This window comes from Methylobacterium sp. 190mf, assembly GCF_900107945.1.
GTDB lineage: Bacteria > Pseudomonadota > Alphaproteobacteria > Rhizobiales > Beijerinckiaceae > Methylobacterium.
On sequence record NZ_FNVI01000002.1, the window covers coordinates 306,013 to 323,027 of the forward strand.

General features: G+C 69.7%; 13 protein-coding genes and 2 tRNA genes. 11 read left to right on the forward strand and 4 right to left on the reverse strand.

The window, feature by feature from the left end; all coding sequences use genetic code 11:
- Positions 1-317 precede the first annotated feature (317 nt).
- On the reverse strand, positions 318-2,009 hold the full coding sequence (locus C4T42_RS03970) for a methyl-accepting chemotaxis protein (RefSeq protein WP_103984733.1): 1,692 nt from the start codon (positions 2,007-2,009) through the stop codon (positions 318-320).
- A gap of 1,117 nt (positions 2,010-3,126) precedes the next feature.
- Between C4T42_RS03970 and C4T42_RS03975 the strand changes: the two genes are divergently transcribed.
- Positions 3,127-3,576, forward strand: a complete 450-nt coding sequence (locus C4T42_RS03975) for a MucR family transcriptional regulator (protein WP_042669594.1) — start codon at positions 3,127-3,129, stop codon at positions 3,574-3,576.
- A 417-nt stretch (positions 3,577-3,993) separates the two neighbouring features.
- On the opposite strand, the gene C4T42_RS03985 is transcribed toward C4T42_RS03975, so the two are convergent.
- Positions 3,994-4,083, reverse strand: a tRNA-Ser gene (locus C4T42_RS03985).
- Positions 4,084-4,261: 178 nt separating this feature from the next.
- Between C4T42_RS03985 and C4T42_RS03990 the strand changes: the two genes are divergently transcribed.
- The 10 genes from C4T42_RS03990 (at position 4,262) to C4T42_RS04035 (ending at position 14,990) form a co-directional block, all read left to right on the forward strand.
- Positions 4,262-4,335: transfer RNA gene (locus C4T42_RS03990), tRNA-Gln, on the forward strand.
- A 201-nt stretch (positions 4,336-4,536) separates the two neighbouring features.
- Positions 4,537-4,848, forward strand: a complete 312-nt coding sequence (locus C4T42_RS03995; protein WP_020096383.1) for a hypothetical protein — start codon at positions 4,537-4,539, stop codon at positions 4,846-4,848.
- Between the two features lie 39 nt (positions 4,849-4,887).
- Complete coding sequence (locus C4T42_RS04000) at positions 4,888-6,264, forward strand: PepSY domain-containing protein (protein WP_020096382.1); 1,377 nt, start codon at positions 4,888-4,890, stop codon at positions 6,262-6,264.
- 25 nt (positions 6,265-6,289) lie between these two features.
- Complete coding sequence (locus C4T42_RS04005; protein ID WP_234081150.1) at positions 6,290-6,682, forward strand: DUF2946 family protein; 393 nt, start codon at positions 6,290-6,292, stop codon at positions 6,680-6,682.
- A 56-nt stretch (positions 6,683-6,738) separates the two neighbouring features.
- Positions 6,739-9,048, forward strand: coding sequence for a TonB-dependent receptor (locus tag C4T42_RS04010; protein ID WP_103984734.1), 2,310 nt, complete (start codon positions 6,739-6,741; stop codon positions 9,046-9,048).
- 123 nt (positions 9,049-9,171) lie between these two features.
- Positions 9,172-10,149 carry an ABC transporter substrate-binding protein gene (locus C4T42_RS04015; protein ID WP_026605450.1) on the forward strand — a complete coding sequence of 326 codons (978 nt, stop codon included), beginning with the start codon at positions 9,172-9,174 and terminating at the stop codon, positions 10,147-10,149.
- Positions 10,146-12,212 carry an ATP-binding protein gene (locus C4T42_RS04020; protein WP_103984735.1) on the forward strand — a complete coding sequence of 689 codons (2,067 nt, stop codon included), beginning with the start codon at positions 10,146-10,148 and terminating at the stop codon, positions 12,210-12,212. The genes C4T42_RS04015 and C4T42_RS04020 overlap by 4 nt, the downstream gene beginning before the upstream one ends.
- The gene (locus C4T42_RS04025) at positions 12,209-12,607 is read left to right on the forward strand and encodes a response regulator (protein ID WP_020096377.1); all 399 of its coding nucleotides are present in this window, start codon (positions 12,209-12,211) and stop codon (positions 12,605-12,607) included. The genes C4T42_RS04020 and C4T42_RS04025 overlap by 4 nt, the downstream gene beginning before the upstream one ends.
- Positions 12,604-13,869 carry an adenylate/guanylate cyclase domain-containing protein gene (locus C4T42_RS04030; RefSeq protein ID WP_103984736.1) on the forward strand — a complete coding sequence of 422 codons (1,266 nt, stop codon included), beginning with the start codon at positions 12,604-12,606 and terminating at the stop codon, positions 13,867-13,869. The genes C4T42_RS04025 and C4T42_RS04030 overlap by 4 nt, the downstream gene beginning before the upstream one ends.
- Before the next feature lie 134 nt (positions 13,870-14,003).
- A complete protein-coding gene (locus tag C4T42_RS04035) occupies positions 14,004-14,990 on the forward strand; it encodes an ABC transporter substrate-binding protein (RefSeq protein ID WP_020096375.1) in 987 nt (328 codons plus the stop codon).
- 63 nt (positions 14,991-15,053) lie between these two features.
- Here C4T42_RS04035 and C4T42_RS04040 read toward each other — a convergent pair whose 3' ends face one another.
- Together C4T42_RS04040 and C4T42_RS04045 are read right to left on the reverse strand one after the other, a co-directional pair.
- On the reverse strand, positions 15,054-15,530 hold the full coding sequence (locus tag C4T42_RS04040; RefSeq protein ID WP_026605449.1) for a YidB family protein: 477 nt from the start codon (positions 15,528-15,530) through the stop codon (positions 15,054-15,056).
- A 63-nt stretch (positions 15,531-15,593) separates the two neighbouring features.
- Complete coding sequence (locus C4T42_RS04045) at positions 15,594-17,009, reverse strand: TAXI family TRAP transporter solute-binding subunit (RefSeq protein ID WP_020096373.1); 1,416 nt, start codon at positions 17,007-17,009, stop codon at positions 15,594-15,596.
- Positions 17,010-17,015: the final 6 nt, after the last annotated feature.

A 17,015-nucleotide genomic window follows, 5' to 3' on the forward strand; every position in this document is an offset into this window, starting at 1 on the left:
CACAGTCACAGAGTGGGCGGAAACCGCTGCGTCGAGTTGGCGAGCTCCTCTGCCGCGCTCACGAAGCTTCGCAAGGCTTCGATCGTGGCAGCATCCTGCAGCCCAAGCTCATGGAGCGAGAGATCCATATCCTTGATCGGGTGCTCCAACGCGCGGCTCAGTTGGAGCAGCCTTTCGCCGCCGGCCTAGATGTGCGGCGCGCGCGCCGAGATCCTCGCCCCGCGCGTACGCGGCAGCGAGATTTGCGTGCAGCCGGTCGGACTGGTCTGAGCCGTTCGGCCGGGCCGGGACGACGCGGATCTCGGCCGTGGCCACCCTCAGGCGGCGCGCACGGTTGCGAGGAAGCGGGCGACCTCGGCGCCGAGATGCTCGGATTGCCGCGACAGCTCGGAGGCCGCCGAGAGGACCTGACCGGCGGCCGCGCCCGTCTCCTCCGACGCCTGCGCCACGCCGGCGATGTTGCCCGTCACCGCGTGCGTCCCCGCCGAGGCCTGCGCCACGTTGCGGACGATCTCCTGGGTCGCCGCGCCCTGCTCCTCGACGGCGGCCGCGATCGAGGTCGCCACGCTGTCGATCTCCTGGATGCGGCCCGTGATCCCGCCGATCGCCGTCACCGCCTGCGCGGTCACCCCCTGGACCTCGCCGATCTGGCGCGCGATCTCCTCGGTCGCCTTGGCGGTCTGCTCGGCCAGCGCCTTCACCTCGGAGGCCACGACCGCGAAGCCCCGCCCGGCCGCGCCGGCGCGGGCCGCCTCGATGGTGGCGTTGAGCGCCAGCAGGTTGGTCTGGCCGGCGATGCCGGAGATCATCCCGACCATGTCGCCGATCCGCGCGGCGTTCTGGCTGAGCGCCTGGACGAGGTGGGCGGTCTGGTCGGCCTCGCCGACCGCGGCCTGGGCGAGGTGGGCCGAGCCGGTCACCTGCCGGCCGATCTCCTGCACGGAGGAGCCGAGCTCCTCGGCCGCGGCAGCCACCGTGTTGACGTTGGTCGACGCCTCCTCGGCGGCGGCGGCCACGGTGGTCGACTGGGATGCGGTCTCCTGGGCGGTGGCGGTCATCTGCTGGGCGGTGGCCTGGAGTTCGGTGGCCGAGGACGAGACCAGGCCGACGATCCCGCCGACGGCGCGCTCGAAGCCGTCGGCGAGCTCGATCATGGTACGCTTGCGCTCGGCAGCCGCGGCCTCATCGGCGCGGCGTTTCACCTCGGCCTCCTCGGCGGCCTTGCGGGCGACCATGGTCTTGATGCCCTCGACGGCCTGGCCGACGGCCCCGATCTCGTCGCCGCGGGCGGCCTCGCGGATCTCGGCGTCGACCGCGCCCTTGGCCATCCGCTGCAGGACGCCCACAAGGCTGCCCAGCGGCCGGGTGATGCCGAAGATCACGATCAGCGCGGAGAGCGCGACGGCGCTGACGAGGCCAGCCACGGAGGCGCCGATCAGCACGGTTTTAGCCGTGGTGACGGCCTGCTCGGAGTCATCGCGGGCTTGGCGCAGCTCGGCGTTCAGCCGCGTGACGCGACCTTGAACAAAATCCCGCATCTTGGTGCGCGCGGCAGAAGCGTCAGTCAGAAGGACCTTAGCAGCAGCTTCATTGTCATTCTTGAGGCCGAGCGCGTTGGATTTATCCAGAGCAGAGTAGAACTCCTTGAGAATACTCTGGAGAGTTTCGTTGGTGACCTTCCGATCGGGCGTGTCCGCCATCGCGATCAAGGTGTTCGCAGCATCGAGTGACGTCTTTACAGCCGCATCGTACCGCACTTTATAGCCGGCCATCTCCTGCTCGCGGGTTTCGAGAATGAGGTTGCGCGCCTGGATCGCTGCATCGTTGGTGTTGACCTGAACAGCCAAGATCCGTTCGAGGCGGACTGCCTGCGTGTCGACGATCTCGCGCATTTGCCCTGCGAGTAGATTGAGCTCTCCGATGGCGTAATGAACCAGGCCGGCGGCGACTGCGGCCATGATCAGCAGCGGAACAGACGCCTTGATCAGGATACTGGAGTTTCGCAGCATAGAGGCACCACTTTATACTTCTTTAAGTGACACAAAGTAATCTGCATTACTTAAAATAATATTAAAATACATTGATTATGCAGATCATGCAACAGAGATTTCAATATAATATTCGATAATAGAATGATGGAGCAGATTACGAGTGTGCACCTGAATATCGTTATCTGGAGATACGACAACGCAATCAATCGATGCTTAATGGCGAATATCGGTATCCAGGATGCATTCGCGAGACAGGTCACGCTCGATGGCTGGCTGCCTTGGCATCATCATCGGTGTAGCAGATTTGATCGCGGTCACCGCCGCCTTATGGCGCACCGCATGCCTGATCCTTAACATTCAGCGTCGGGGTAAGCTCCAAGACAGCCGACGCCCTCTTAAGCCTCATGGCAGTTGACGTATCTGACCCGTCAACGGTCCGAGGCGTGACGCGATCGCGGCCAGGCGATCGGCGATTGCCGAAAACTTGCAGCTTCATCCCGGCTACCGGGATATCCTCTGGAAGAAGCCCGCACCCGAGGGTCCGACGGTCTCTATAGAGATCCAGAAGACTTGCCCCACGGCAATCGCGTTCCGGGATGTGAGACCGCACTCAATCGATGGAGTCCGACGATCCGTGGAAGGCCGCATTCAGGAACCGTCAGCTCCGTTCCGGCCGTCTGGGTTGGGTCGCGATTGGCCGTGAGCATAGTCACGCTGACAGGGCCCTGTTCCGAGCAGACAAAATCCGGCGCTGGAGCGCTGTTATGCGACCGGCCGCGGGCGTCGGGAAGGGATCCAGACTCGTCAGGGCGGAAACGCGGTGAGCGATTCTGATGGCCTCGTGACGAGTCGAGCCGCCTGCAAGACGCGGCCTGCTGTGAGGCGCGTCATGCGCTCGACGCCACCCTGCGTTGAATCACGATAAGCGCATTGTCCTAAGCACGCGATTCCGAGTGCCTCGAAGCGCTGTATCGCCCGGATATCAACCACCGATAGCCAGATCAACGCGAGTGCCTTTACCTAAAGTAGTCATTATGAATACATTACATTAATGTGGATTAGATTTCATATGCGCCGCGTCTTTCTAAGACGTATAGACAATTTTCGACCGAAATGTGCGGGAGTAGACAGAGAAATGAATAATGATGCGGCCAACGCATGCAACGTCTCCCTCGATTACAGCGCAATGACGGCGAACCTCGTGGCGGCCTACGTGTCTCACAATCGCGTCGCAGCCTCGGAGATGCCGGCGCTGATCGCGACGGCGGCCGCTGCCCTGACCGGCCTTCAGCCCACCGATCCGTCGACCGCGGATGGAGACAGGAAAGCGACACCGAAGATGGTCCGGGCGTCGATCACACGCGAGGCACTGATCAGCTTCGAGGATGGTAAGCGGTACAAGACGATCAAGCGGCATCTGACCGCCTGTGGTTTGACGCCGGAGACGTACCGGGCGAAGTGGGGCCTGCCGAACGACTACCCGATGGTCGCTCCTGCCTACGCGGCGAAGCGATCCAGGATCGCCAGGAGCTTGGCGCAGGGTCGGTCCCAGCGCGATCCCGGTCCGGAAACTGCAGCCGGATAGCTGGCGCATTCCGAAGCTTCGTGCCCAGTCATGAAGTTCGCAAGATATTCGAAAGGTGATGGCTGGCCAGAGTAGTTCTGCCCCGGTCCGCTTTCAGGGGGCAGAGGCATCGGAGCGGACATCGCCATTCGGCCCGCTGCCGGTCCTTAACCGATCTGAAGCCGGTGCGATCCCCTTCCGTGATCGGGCGAATAACCCGGCAGGGCACGCCTGCGGCGACGATATTCGGCGGTATGTTCTTCGTGACGAGGCTGCCCGCCCGGACGATGCCGTGATCGCCTGATCCGTGATCTCGGCGGCCTCGCGCAGTCCGGAGACGGTCGCGGGTCCCTGAGCCAACGAGTCCCGTCAGCTGGTGGGGCAGACGGTGGGGTGGACCGCCAAACGGCGGGAAGCTTGTCCACGATCCAGGCCTGCTGGCGGAAGGGGTGGGATTCGAACCCACGGTGGAGTTGCCCCCACGGCGGTTTTCAAGACCGCTGCCTTAAACCACTCGGCCACCCTTCCTGGCAGCATCCGCGACCTCACGGTTACGGCCGCGGCCGAGGTGGCGTCAACAGCAGAACAACCGGTTGACCTCCCGAACCATTCCGCCTATCTCACCGCCCACGCCCGGAGCCGCTCGATGCGCTGCGGGCTCTGCCCCGCCATCTTCGAAACCGGATGCGCAGGGCTCACGGCTGATTGGGGGATAGTTTAACGGTAGAACGGTGGACTCTGACTCCTCTAGTCCTGGTTCGAATCCAGGTCCCCCAGCCACCGCGCCGGCCCGCCCGATCTCCGATCCGGCGGGTTTTTTCTTGCCCGGAGCCCGGCGCATCCTCCTATGATCCTCAGCGAGGTGTGGGTCTGGCACGGACCGAACAGCGGTCGGCCGTTGACGCGCCGCGGCGCGGCCGCCTAGATCGGTCCATGCGCCGGTGCCAGCCTCTCACGGTTCGAGGGCGCGCGATCATCGGCTTGGTCGCGCTCTACGCGCTGCTGCTCCAAGCCTTCCTCGGCTTCGCCACCCCGGCACAGGCCTGGGTCGATTCGGACGCGGCGATCTGCGCCGGTCACGCCTCGGGCGACCCCGCCGGCCCGGTGGCGCACGCTCATCCGTGCTGCACGCTCGTGCAGGCCGGCGCGCTGGTCCTGCCGACCGTCGACCCGACCGCGACCGGCTGGCCCGTCGCCGCCGAGACGCGCCGCGCGTGGCGCCCCGAATCCGAGATCCCGACGACCGGCCCGCCGGCCTCGACGGGCACCGCGCGAGGTCCACCCAAGGCCTGACGATCCCGCTCCCGATCGTTCAGGCCCGGACCTCCCATCATGTCGATTGTTCTCCACGGCGACGCCCCCGCGTACGGGGCGGCGGCAACGCGGCGACTGTCCCGCGACGCCGTCTATCGGGCCGTCTGGCGGTGGCACTTCTACGCCGGCCTGCTCTGCCTGCCCTTCCTGATCGGCCTCTCGGCCACCGGCGCGCTCTACCTGTTCAAGGACGAGATCAATGGCAGCCTGTTCGCGTACCGGACCCGGGTCGCGCCGCAGGCGACGGCGCCGATCGGCCCGGACCGGCTGATCTTCAACGCGCTGCAGGCCGTGCCCGACGGCGCGCCCGTCACCTACATCGACCCGGCCGCGCCGGACGCCGCGGCGCGAGTGACGCTCGCTTCCGGCGACCGCCGGATCCACGTCTACCTAAACCCCTATACCGGCGACGTGCTCGACCGCGTCGACCGTGACCGCGAGCTCATGGCGGTGATCCGCGGACTGCACAGCCTCGCCCTGGTCGGGCCCCTCGCGAACGCCGTCATCGAGATCGTCGCCGGTTTCGCGATCGTCCTAGTGTTGACCGGCGCGTATCTCTGGTGGCCCCGCGGCCGCGCGGGCGGCGTCGTCACGGTGCGCGGCGGCCCGCGCCGGCGCGTGTGGTGGCGCGACCTTCACGCCGTCACCGGGTTCGTGGCCGGCGGCGGGCTGCTCTTCCTGGCACTCACGGGCCTGCCCTGGTCGATCTGGTGGGGGCAGGAACTGCGCGCGTGGTCGAACGCCGCCGGCCTCGGGCAACCGGCCGCGCTCTGGGCGAATCGGCCGGTCTCGACGGTGCCGCTGCGCGACCGGCTGGAGGATGCCGGGTGGACCCTGCAGGACGCGCCGGTGCCGCGCTCCGTGCCGGCCGCGGCCGCGAGCGTCGGGATCGACGACGCCGTGGCGATCCTTCGACATCTGGGGATGCCCCCCGGCTTCGAGCTGGCGCTGCCCGTCGGCGCGGACGGCGTCTACGCCGCCGCGATCTACCCGCGCGACGTCACGCGGCAGCGGGTCATCACCCTCGACCAGTATTCCGGCCGGCCGCTGGTGGACGTCCGTTTCACCGATCTCGGACCGGTCGGCCGGGCGATCCAGTACGGGATCGGCATCCACAAGGGCGAGCACTGGGGCCGCGCGAACCAGATGGCGATGCTGGGCTTCTGCCTCGCCACATTCCTGCTCGCCGTCACCGCCGGGACGATGTGGTGGAAGCGGCGCCCGGCCGGCGGCCTCGGCGTGCCGCCCTGGCCGGCGGATCGGCGGGTGGCTGCGACCGTGACCGCGATCATCCTCGGGCTCGGGGCGCTCTTCCCGCTGACCGGGCTCGCCATCGCCGCCATGGTCGGTCTCGACCTCGCCGCGGGCCGACTGCGAAGACGGTGGGCGCGCTGAGCCGGTGCGGGCGGGCGCCGTGCCCGTGCACACGTCTCCGCGCCTGAGACGCGGGCGCCCGGGCCTCCCGGGCGCGGTGCTGATCGCGCTCGCGCTCTGGATCCAGGCGCTCGCGCCGGCCGTCGCGCTCCGGATGGCGCAGGCGGATCGGGGCGCGCTGCCCGGCCAGATCCTGTGCGGGCACGCGCCGGATCAGGCCGGTGACACGGCGGTCGGCCCGGGCGCGCCGGCACCGGGGTCCTGCGCCCTCTGCGGGCTGTGTCGGGCCGGTGCCGTCCCGCCGCTGCTCCCGCACGCGCCCGGCCTCGCGCGCCGCCTGCGCTGGACGGCGGTGGCGTGGCCGATCCCGCCCCCCGTCCGGACCGCGTCGGTCCCCGCCTTCATCGGCCAGCCCCGCGGGCCGCCCCGCTGTGCCTGATCGCCCGTCCTCCGGGCGGCGCCGCCGCTCGCCCCATCGATCAGACGAGACCTCCGATGACCTCCGACTCCCCCGTCCTGCGCGGCGGCGCCCTCGCGCTCCTGCTCGCCGGAAGCCCCCTCCCCGCCCTCGGCCAGACCGCCGTCACCCTCGAGGAACTCTCAGTGGAGGGCGAGGCCGCGCCCGTTGCGGGCCGGCCCGCCGCGCCGGCCTTCGGCGTGGCGGCGCCGCCGGGCTCGGCGCCCGCGGTGATCGAGCACCCGGTCGGCGAGATCGTCACCGGCATCGGCCGCGATGACACGATCGCGAACCGGCCGGCGACCAGCATCGGCTCGGTCCTGGTGAACAGCCCCGGCGTGACCGTGCGGCAGGGGAACGGCGGCCGCGACGTGGTCATCTCGATCCGCGGCAACAACGCCCGCTCCACCGGCGTGATCAAGAACACCGTCGTCCTGGAGGACGGCTTCATCCTCACCCAGCCGGACGGGGCGGCGCGCTTCGACCTCACGGACCCCCGCGCCTACGGCCGGATCGACGTGTTCCGCGGGCCGCAATCGCCGCTCTTCGGCAACTACGCCACCGGGGGCACCATCGCGTTCCGGACACGCACCGGGCGGGAGATCGACGGCTACGAGATCGGGGTGGATGCCGGCAGCTTCGGCTACCTCAGCAACTATTTCACCGTCGGCGGCGTCAGCGGCCCGTTCGAGATCAGTCTGTTCGCCAGCGATGTCCGCGCGAACGGCTACCAAGACCACGCGAGCTACGACACGCAGACCATCAACCTGCTCGCGAGCTACACCCCGACGCCGGACAATCGCTTCACCCTGAAGGTGATCAACAACACCCTCGACGCCAACCTGCCCGCCCGTGCGTCCCTGGCCCAGTACCGGATCAACCCGTACCAGCGCGGCTGCGCCGCGGCCGCGAACGCGGCTCCGGGCTGCACCACCTTCAACCTGTTCCGGAACGGGGCGTTCGGCGCGACCGTGCCGGTGACGGCCGACGAGGGCAGCTTCGGGCGCAACGACCGCCGGACCATCGTGGCCGTCCGCTGGGAGCACGACCTCGACGCGTTCACCACGTGGCGCACGCAGCTCGGCTTCGACGAGCGCAACTTCGACCAGCCGTTCTACACGACCGCGTCGCGGGGCTCCTACCCGTCCTGGAACTTCCTGACCGACCTGACCCGGCAGGGCGACGTGTTCGGCCTGCCGGCGACGGGCTACGTCGCGCTCGCCTACAACACGATCGACAACCACATCACCACCTTCAACCGGGCCCCCTACGTCGGCCCGCGCCTGGGGGCGCTGATCGGCGATCAGACGGCGGTGCAGTCCAATCTCGGCGGCCGGGCGCGGCTGGAGCTGGGGCTGTTGGACCAGTGGACCGGCATCCTCGGCCTGAGCGCCGAGACCACGGCGATCACCGGGCGCAACGTCGCCTACGCGTACGCGGCGAGCGGCACGACGCGGACGGTGGCGGACGCGAACCGGTCCTTCCTCAACGTCGCCCCCGAACTGGCCCTGGTCTACCGGCCGGACGCGGCCTGGGCGCTGCGCGGCCGGGTCGCCACCGGCTACACCACGCCGGCCGCCAGCAACCTGTTCATCATCCCGGCCGGGCTGCCCGGCAACAACACGCAGCTCCGGACGCAGGAGAACCTCGGCTTCGATCTCGGCGCCGAGTGGAGCCCGGTGACCGATCTCCGCCTGAGCGTGACCGGGTTCTACGAGTTCTTCCGCAACGAGCTGGTCTCGCAATCGCCGGGGGCCGGCCTCCTCGCCTACACGTTCAACGCGCCGGCCTCGGAGCATCGCGGCATCGAGGTCGGCGCCGACTGGGCCTTCGCGCCCGGCTGGCGCGGAACGCTGGCCTACACGTTCGACGACCAGATCTACACCCGCTACGCCGAGCAGCTCAGCGCCGGCAGCCTGAGCCGGTCCTTCGACCGGGCCGGGAACCGGATCCCCGGGGTTCCGGCCCACCAGATCCTCGCCCGCCTCGGCTACGACGTGCCGAGCGGCCCGCTCGCGGGTCTCGGCGCCTTCGTGGAGACGGTCGTCCAGGGCGATTTCTACCTCGACAACGCCAACCTGCTGAAGGCGCCGGGCTACGCGGTGGTCAACGCCAACCTGCACTACGCCACGGAGCTGACGGGCGGCTACGCGAAGCGGCTGAGCCTGTACGTCGAGGTGCGCAACCTGTTCGACACGACCTACGTCGCCTCCGCGCAGAACCTCGCCAACAGCATCAGCGGCACGACCGGACTCCAGAACGGCGCCGCCGTGCTGGCGACCACCACGGGATCGGTCTTCGCGGGTGCTCCGCGAAACATCGTCGGCGGCATGCGGCTGGCATTTTGATAACTGCGCGGCGGCTCGCGCGTGGTGTCGCAGTCGAGCGTACACTATGCTTCGGCAGTCGATCGCAGGGCGGGGCCTGAGCGCGCGGCGGGGCCGTGGGCGGGGATGTGGCGCGATGGTCCGATGAGGCGGCGAACCGTACTCGCTGGGTTGCCCCTGGCGCTCGCCGGGTGGCCGCGCACCGTGCTGGCGCAGGGTCAGGCCCATGTCGCGGCCCTCTGGCCGTTCGCGGAGGGCGATCCCGAGGGCCGGGTGCTGGCGGAATCGTTTCATGCCGGCCTGCGCGACCACGGTCATCCCGATCAGCGGGTCGACGATCGCTGGACCGGGGCCGACCGCGAGCGCACGCGTCTCCTCGCGACCGAACTCGTGGCCGCACAGCCGCAGGTGATCTTCGCCTACCTCAGCGCGCAGCTCACGGCCGTGGCGGCTCTGACGAAGCAGATCCCGATCGTGTTCGTCGGCGCCTCGAACCCGGTCCGCTTCGGGTACGTGGAGAGTCTCCAGCGCCCGGGCGGCAACATCACCGGCTTCACGCTCTACGAGGCGCCGCTGGGCGGGAAATGGGTGGCGGCCCTCAAGGAGGCTGTTCCGAGCCTCAGGCACGTCACGCTCCTGTCCAATCCGAGCACCGAGATCCGCGGCGAGAACCTCTACGCCGAGCCGTTCCGCGCCACCGCGGCCGCGCTCAGGATCGAGCCGGTGGTGGTGAAGATCGACAAGGCGGCCGAGATCGAGCCGGTGATCGCCGCGCTCGCGCGGCGGGGCGACGGGGGCCTGATCGTCGCCCCCGGCACGTTCAGCGAGGCCAACGGCGACCACATCGTCGCGCTCACCACGAGTCTCCGGGTCCCCGCGGTCTTCGCGATCCGGCGTTTCGCCTATCGGGGCGGCCTGATGTCGTACGGACCGGATCCGGTGGAGACGGTCCGCCGGGCGGCCGCTTATGTCGGCCGCATCCTGCGCGGCGAGAACCCCGCGACCCTGCCGGTCCAGGCGCCGACGAAGTTCGACTTCATCGTGAATCTCAAGACGGCCCGCAGCATGGGCGTGACGATCTCGTCGGCGCTCCTCGCCCAGGCGGACGAGATCGTCGAATGACGGCGCCGCGCCCGACAGCCTCCCCGCCGGCCGCGACAGCGCCGCCGCGCTGGTTCCGCCTGCCGCTCGCGGGGAAGTTCGCGGTGGCCTTCGTGGGCCTGGTCAGCCTCGTGCTGCTCATCAACGGCGCCGTCGACCTGACGCTAAACTACCAGGACGCCAAGCGGACCGCGATCGAGACGCAGCGCACCAAGGCGCGCGCGGCCGCCGAGCGCGTCGACGCCTTCCTGTCCTCGATCGAGGGCCAGATCGGCTGGACGACGCGCGCCGAGTGGCGGCGCGTCTCCCCCGAGCAGCAGCGCTACGACTTCATCCGCCTGCTGCGCCAGGCGCCGGCCATCACGGAGGTGGCGTACCTCGATCCGGCCGGCAAGGAGCAACTGCGCGTCTCCCGGCTGGAGCCGGACGCCGTCGCCAGCGGCAAGGATTTCTCGACCTCGCCGCGCTTCACCCAGGCGCTCGCCCAGAAGACGTGGTTCGGCCCGGTCTATTTCCGGCGCGGCTCCGAGCCGTACATGACCGTCTCGGTGGCCCATGCCGGCCGCGACCCGGGCGTGACCGTCGCGGAAGTCAATCTCAAGCTGATCTGGGACGTCGTCAGCGCGATCAACGTCGGCGAGCACGGCTACGCCTTCGTGACGACGGCGACCGGTCGCCTGATCGCGCACCCGGACCTCAGTCTCGTCCTGCGCGACACCGACCTCTCCGGCCTGCCCGAGGTCGCGGCGGCCCTGCCCGGCTCCCGCATGGCGGGTCAGGACTACGAGATCACGACCGGCCTCGACGGCGGCTGGGTGCTGGCGGCCCACGCCACCATCCCGCGGGTCGACTGGATCGTCTTCGTGCAGGAATCGCTGCGCGACGCCATGGGGCCGGCGCTCGAATCCGTGATCCAGACCACGTCGCTGATGGGTCTCGGCGTCCTGCTGGCGGCGGTGGCGGGCACCTTCCTGGCGCGGCGCATGGTCGTGCCCATCCGCGAGCTCGAGGACGGGGCGGAGCGGTTCGGCGCGGGCGACCTGTCCGAGCGGATCGTGATCCGCACCGGCGACGAGATCGAGACCCTCGCGCACCGGTTCAACACGATGGCGAGCCGGGTCCAGGATTCCTACGAGACGCTCGAGGCCAAGGTCGAGGAGCGGACCCGCGACCTCAACCGGTCGCTCGACGATCTCCAGCGGGCGCAGAGCCGGCTCGTCCAGTCCGAGAAGCTCGCCTCGCTGGGTCAGCTCACCGCCGGCATCGCCCACGAGATCAAGAACCCGCTGAACTTCGTCAACAACTTCGCGTCGCTCTCGAACGAGCTGGTGGACGAGCTGCGGGAGGTGCTCGAACCGACGACCCTCGACCCGGACACGCGCGCGGAGGTCGAGGAGCTCGCCGGCCTGCTCAAGGGCAATCTCGAGAAGGTCGTCCAGCACGGCAAGCGCGCGGACTCGATCGTCAAGAACATGCTGCTCCACTCGCGCACCGGGTCCGGCGAGCATCGCCCGGTCGAGGTCAACGCGCTGGTCGAGGAGAGCCTGAATCTTGCCTATCACGGGGCCCGTGCGGCGAAACCCGGCTTCAACGTGACCCTCGTGCGCGATTACGATCCGGCGGCCGGCCTCGCCGACCTGTACCCTCAGGAGATCACGCGGGTCCTGCTGAACCTGATGTCGAACGGATTCTACGCCACCGAGAAGCGGGCCGCCGACGGCGAATCCGGCTATGCACCCACGCTCTCGGTCGCCACCCGGGACCGGGGCGACGGCGTCGAGATCCGGGTGCGCGACAACGGCACCGGCATCCCGGACAGCGTCAAGGCCAAGATGTTCGACCCGTTCTTCACCACCAAGCCGGCCGGCGAGGGAACGGGGCTCGGCCTGTCGCTGAGCCACGACATCCTCGTCAAGCAGCACGGCGGAACGGTTGACGTCGCCACGGAACCGGGTGCCTTCACGGAATTCATCATCACCCTGCCGCGGCAGAGTGTTACGCCGGACGCGCCGCCTCGGCCACAGACCGTGGCGGCGACCGAGCCGGCGACCGAGGCGGCGACCGAGACTGAGAGCCAGCCATGAACGTCCTGATCCTCGTCGTCGATGACGAACCCGACGTGACAGACCTGTTCCGGCAGCAGTTTCGCCGCGAGCTGCGCGCCGGACGCTTCGCCATGGCCTTCGCGCACTCGGCCGCGGAGGCCCTGGAGCGGATCAACGGCTCGAACGAGCCGAGCCTGATCCTGATGCTGTCGGACATCAACATGCCCGGGATGACCGGCCTCGAATTGCTGCCGCTGGTGCGCGCGGCCCGGCCCGACGTGCCGGTGATCATGATCACGGCCTACGGCGACGCTGAGACGCGCGAGAAGGTCCGCGCCGCCGGCGCCGTGGGCCTGATCACCAAGCCGATCGACTTCGCCGTTCTGAAGGCCGAGATCGATCGCCGTCTGTCCGCCTTCGCGGGGACCGAATGACGCCCGGCGCCCCGAGCGCCAAGATCCTCGTCGTCGACGACGAGCCGGATCTCGAGGCGCTGATCACCCAGAAGTTCCGCCGCCAGATCCGGCAGGGCCTCGTCACGTTCCTGTTCGCCCACGACGGGCAGGAGGCGCTGGACCGCCTGGCCGAGAGCCGCGACGTCGATCTGGTCGTTTCCGACATCAACATGCCGCGGATGGACGGGCTGACCCTGCTCGCCAAGCTGCAGGAGCTGGCCGAGCGCCCCTCGATCATCATCGTCTCGGCCTACGGCGACATGGCGAACATCCGCACGGCAATGAACCGGGGCGCCTTCGACTTCCTGACGAAGCCGATCGACTTCGCCGACCTCGAGACGACGATCGAGCGGACGCTGCGCCACGTCGAGGACCTGCGCGAGGGGCGGCGGCGGCAATCGCTCGCCGAGCGGGCCCACGCCTCCCTGGCCCGGTACTTCTCGCCGAACCTCGCCGAGCGGCTCGCGGGGGACGCGTCGGGCCTCGAACTCGGCGGCCACCGCCGCGACGTGGCCTCCCTGTTCACCGACATCGCGGGCTTCACCAGCCTGGTGGAGAGCCTCGACCCCGCGCAGCTCGCCGAGATCCTCAACGGCTACTTCGCCGAGATGACCGACGTGGTCTTCGCCCACGAGGGGACGGTGGCCAAGATCGTCGGCGACGCCCTGCACGTCCTGTTCGGCGCGCCGGGGGATCAGCCGGACCACGCGGCGCGGGCGGTGGCCTGCGCCCTCGCCCTGGACGAGGCGGCCGAGAGCTTCCGCAATCGCTGGCGCGAGCGGGGGATCGAGATCGGCGTGACGCGGATCGGCGTTCATGCCGGCCCGGCGATCGTGGGCAATTTCGGTGGCGGCCGCTACTTCGACTACACGGCCTACGGCGACACCATCAACACGGCCGCCCGTCTGGAGAACGCCAACAAGGCCTTCGGCACGCGGATCTGCGTCAGCGACGCCGTCGTGATCCGCGCCGGACAGTTCCGCGGCCGCCCCCTCGGCGACCTCCTCCTGCGCGGCAAGCAGACGGCCCTGCGCGCCTACGAACCCCTGACGGAAGCGGCCTACGGCGACGCGCTGCTCGCCCAGTACCAGGACGCCTACGCCAAGCTCGATACCGGGGAGGCCGGCGCGCTGGCCGCCTTCGCGGCCCTGGTCGGTCTGCGCCCCGACGACGGGGTGGCGGCCTTCCACCTGAAGCGGCTGCTGAACGGCGGCAGCGGCAGTCGGGTCGAGGTCCGCTGAGTCGCGCGCGGCTTCCCCGTCGCCCGCCCCGATAGCCCCGCCTTAAGGCAGCGCCTATTACCGTCCGAGGGCGTGCGATCGGAATCCCTCCCGATCGGCGATGCTCGGAACGGGTTCGGACGGGAGACCGGCGGATGAGACGGCGCGACGTCATCGCGGCCCTCGGCGGCGCGGCCGCGTGGCCGGCCCTCGCCGCCGCGCCGGCGAAGGGTCAGCGTCGCCTGGGGATCCTGCTGGTCTACGGCGAGGCGCATCCCGACAGTCCCGTCATCGTCGAGACGCTGAAGGAGAGCCTGAAGCGGGCCGGCTGGATCTGGGGTGAGAACCTGACGGTCGACCTGCAGTACGGCAACGGCGACGCCGAGCGGATGCGCGTCCAGGCGGAGGAGATCGTCGCGCGCGCGCCCGACGCGGTGCTCGCGCAGGGCGTCGTCGGCGCGACCGCGCTCCAGCGGGCGACCACGACGGTTCCGATCGTCTTCATGATGCTTCAGGACCCGGTCGGCGGCGGCTTCGTGACGAACCTGTCGCGGCCCGGCGGGAACCTCACCGGCTTCACCAACTTCGACTTCGTCCTCGTCGGCAAGTGGCTGCAGCTCCTGAAGGAACTCAGCCCCGGCGTGACGCGGGCGCTCGCCCTCATCAACCCCGATTACCGGGCGCGCTTGGCGGGCTACACGGCCGAGATGGCCCGCATCGGCCCAGCACTCGGGATCGACGCCCGGATCGCGGGCGTGCACGACGCGGCCGAGATCGAGGCGGCGATCGCCGGCTTCGCCGGACAACCGGAGGGCGGCCTCATCGCGCTGCCGGACGCGGTGACCGGGGTGTACGGCCAGCTGATCGTCGATCTGGCGGCGACCCACCGCCTGCCGGCCGTGTACGCCTACGCGGCGCCGGTCCACCTCGGCGGCCTCGCCGCCTACACGACCAGCGTCGAGCAGGACGTGCAGCGGGCGGCGGGCTACATCGATCGGATCCTGCGCGGCGCAGTGGTCGGCGACCTGCCGGTGCAGGCGAGCGAGCGCTTCATCACCCTGCTCAACCTGACGACGGCCGCCTCCCTGGGATTGACCATCTCGCCCTCGCTGATGGCGAAGGTGGACGAGCTGGTCGAGTAGCGGCCGCCGGAACCGGTGCCGGTCGTCGCGGCGGCACCGCCGCGACGACCGCGACGGAGCGGATCAGCTGAAAGCCGGCAGGCGTCCGTCGGGCGAGTAGCGGTCGATGGCCGAGGGCAGGTCGCGCGAGAGGCGCGCCAGCAGCTCGCTCTTGCTCAGGCCGGTGCGCTGCTCCAGGGCCGCCAGCGTGTCCGGTCCGATGGCGCGCTCCAGATCCGCGGTCGGGATGTCGCGGTTCGGCCCGTGATTGATCCAGGACTGGGCCGTCTCGGCGTGGCCGCCCTTGGTGAAATGGTCGACCAGCTCGGTCAGGCCCCCGGCGATGAGGCCGCCGACGCCGCCCGCGCTGGCGCCGCCGAGGAGCCGATCCAGGTTCGCCGGGATGGTCGAACCCGTCGCGGGCGGGACCTGCGGCGCCGGCGACCGGGACGCGTCCTTGGCGTGGCCGCCGAGCCACTCGGCGATCCGGTCGCGGTTCTGGTAACCGGCCACGGCCAGCAGGCCCAGCAGGGCGGTCATCGAAGGGTATCCCTTGCTCATCGCGTCGTCCTCTTGAGGCGGGCCCTCGGCCCGGGTGGTACGGCGGTCATCCGCCGCAATGGGTCAGGCCCCGCTCGGGCCCGCGTCGCTCGCGACCGTCCGGCCAGCCAACGCGGACCCGTCCTCCGCGCTCCGGCCGGTCGTGATGGCGCGCTTGACGGTCGAGCGGGCGGCGTCGATGGCGATGGCCGCGGCCGACATGGTCCGCGCCTCGGTCGGTCGCTCGAGGGCGTGCTTGGCGATGTCGCCCGCGAGATCGTCGATCTCCCGGGCGAGGCTCTCGAGACGCGCCGGGTCGGTCGTCTCCTGCGCCTCCTGGCGGATCCTCAGCAGGCGGTCCGTCGCTTCCTCGACGCGCTCCCGGCGCAGGCGCGACAGGCGCTGGCCGATCCAGGCGAGCGCGGAGCCGATACCGCCGCCGAGGAAGGCGAGCAGGTAGATCCAGGTCTCGTAGCGCTCGATGAAGCTCTGCTGCTCGCGCTCGTAATAGTCGACAGCGCCGGGATGGATCGGCAGCCGGGCGCTCGTCGCGCCGACGGTCCCGTCATAGGCGGGCGCCTGAAAATAGTCGGCCGCGGGCGTGACGTTGGCCATGGCGCTGCGCAGCTCGAACAGGTGCTGGGTGACGTCGGCCGCCACCGACCGGGCGAGGTTCGCGCGCGCCATCAGGCGGTACGAGGCGCCGACCGTGTGAACCTCCTCGTCGGGCACCTTGGGGCTGCCGCCGAAGGTCTCGGCCGGCATGGTGACGACCTGCAGCCGCGGTAGACGGGCAACGATCGCCTCGGCGTTCTCGACATCCACGAAGGAGATCTTGCGATCGCGGCTGGCCGCCTGGACGAGGCCGACGATCCGCTGCGCCGTCGGCGCGGTCGGCGCGATGACCGAGATCACCGCGTCGACCCGCTTCCGGGCGAAGGCCGCGCCCAGGTCGCTCTCGGCCATCTCGACCAGGGCGACGTGGCGCGGCGGCAGCGCGCCTGCCGGCTCGGTGGTCACCAGCGTCAGACCGTAATGCTCCAGCATGGCGCGGATGAGCGCCTCGTCGGCGTCCCTGTGGGCCAGGATCGCCAGGCGCTTGCGGTCGAGATCGGGGAAGCGGGCGATCCCGGCGGATTCCGGCGACGCGATGATCATCGCCTGATCGCGCAGGATCGCCAGCGTCAGGCCGTTATCCGGAAGCTCCACATCCGGCCGCACGATCGCCAGATCGGCGCGGCCGTCGCCCAGCGCCTCGGCGCTGTCGCGCACGTCGTCGAAGGGCAGGATCTTGAGGCGGATCTCCTTGTGGCGCTTGGCCAGAGCGTCCGCGTAGGCCTGGATCAGGGCCGGCTCGGTTCCGTCCTTCGGGGCGACAGCGATCGTCAGGACGGTGGCCCGCGACGCCCAGTAGGCCACGCCCGCGCCGACACTCAGCAGGATGGCCAGCATCAGGAAGACGAATTCCTGACGCAGGAAGAGGCTGGCGAAGCGCCGCATCGGCTC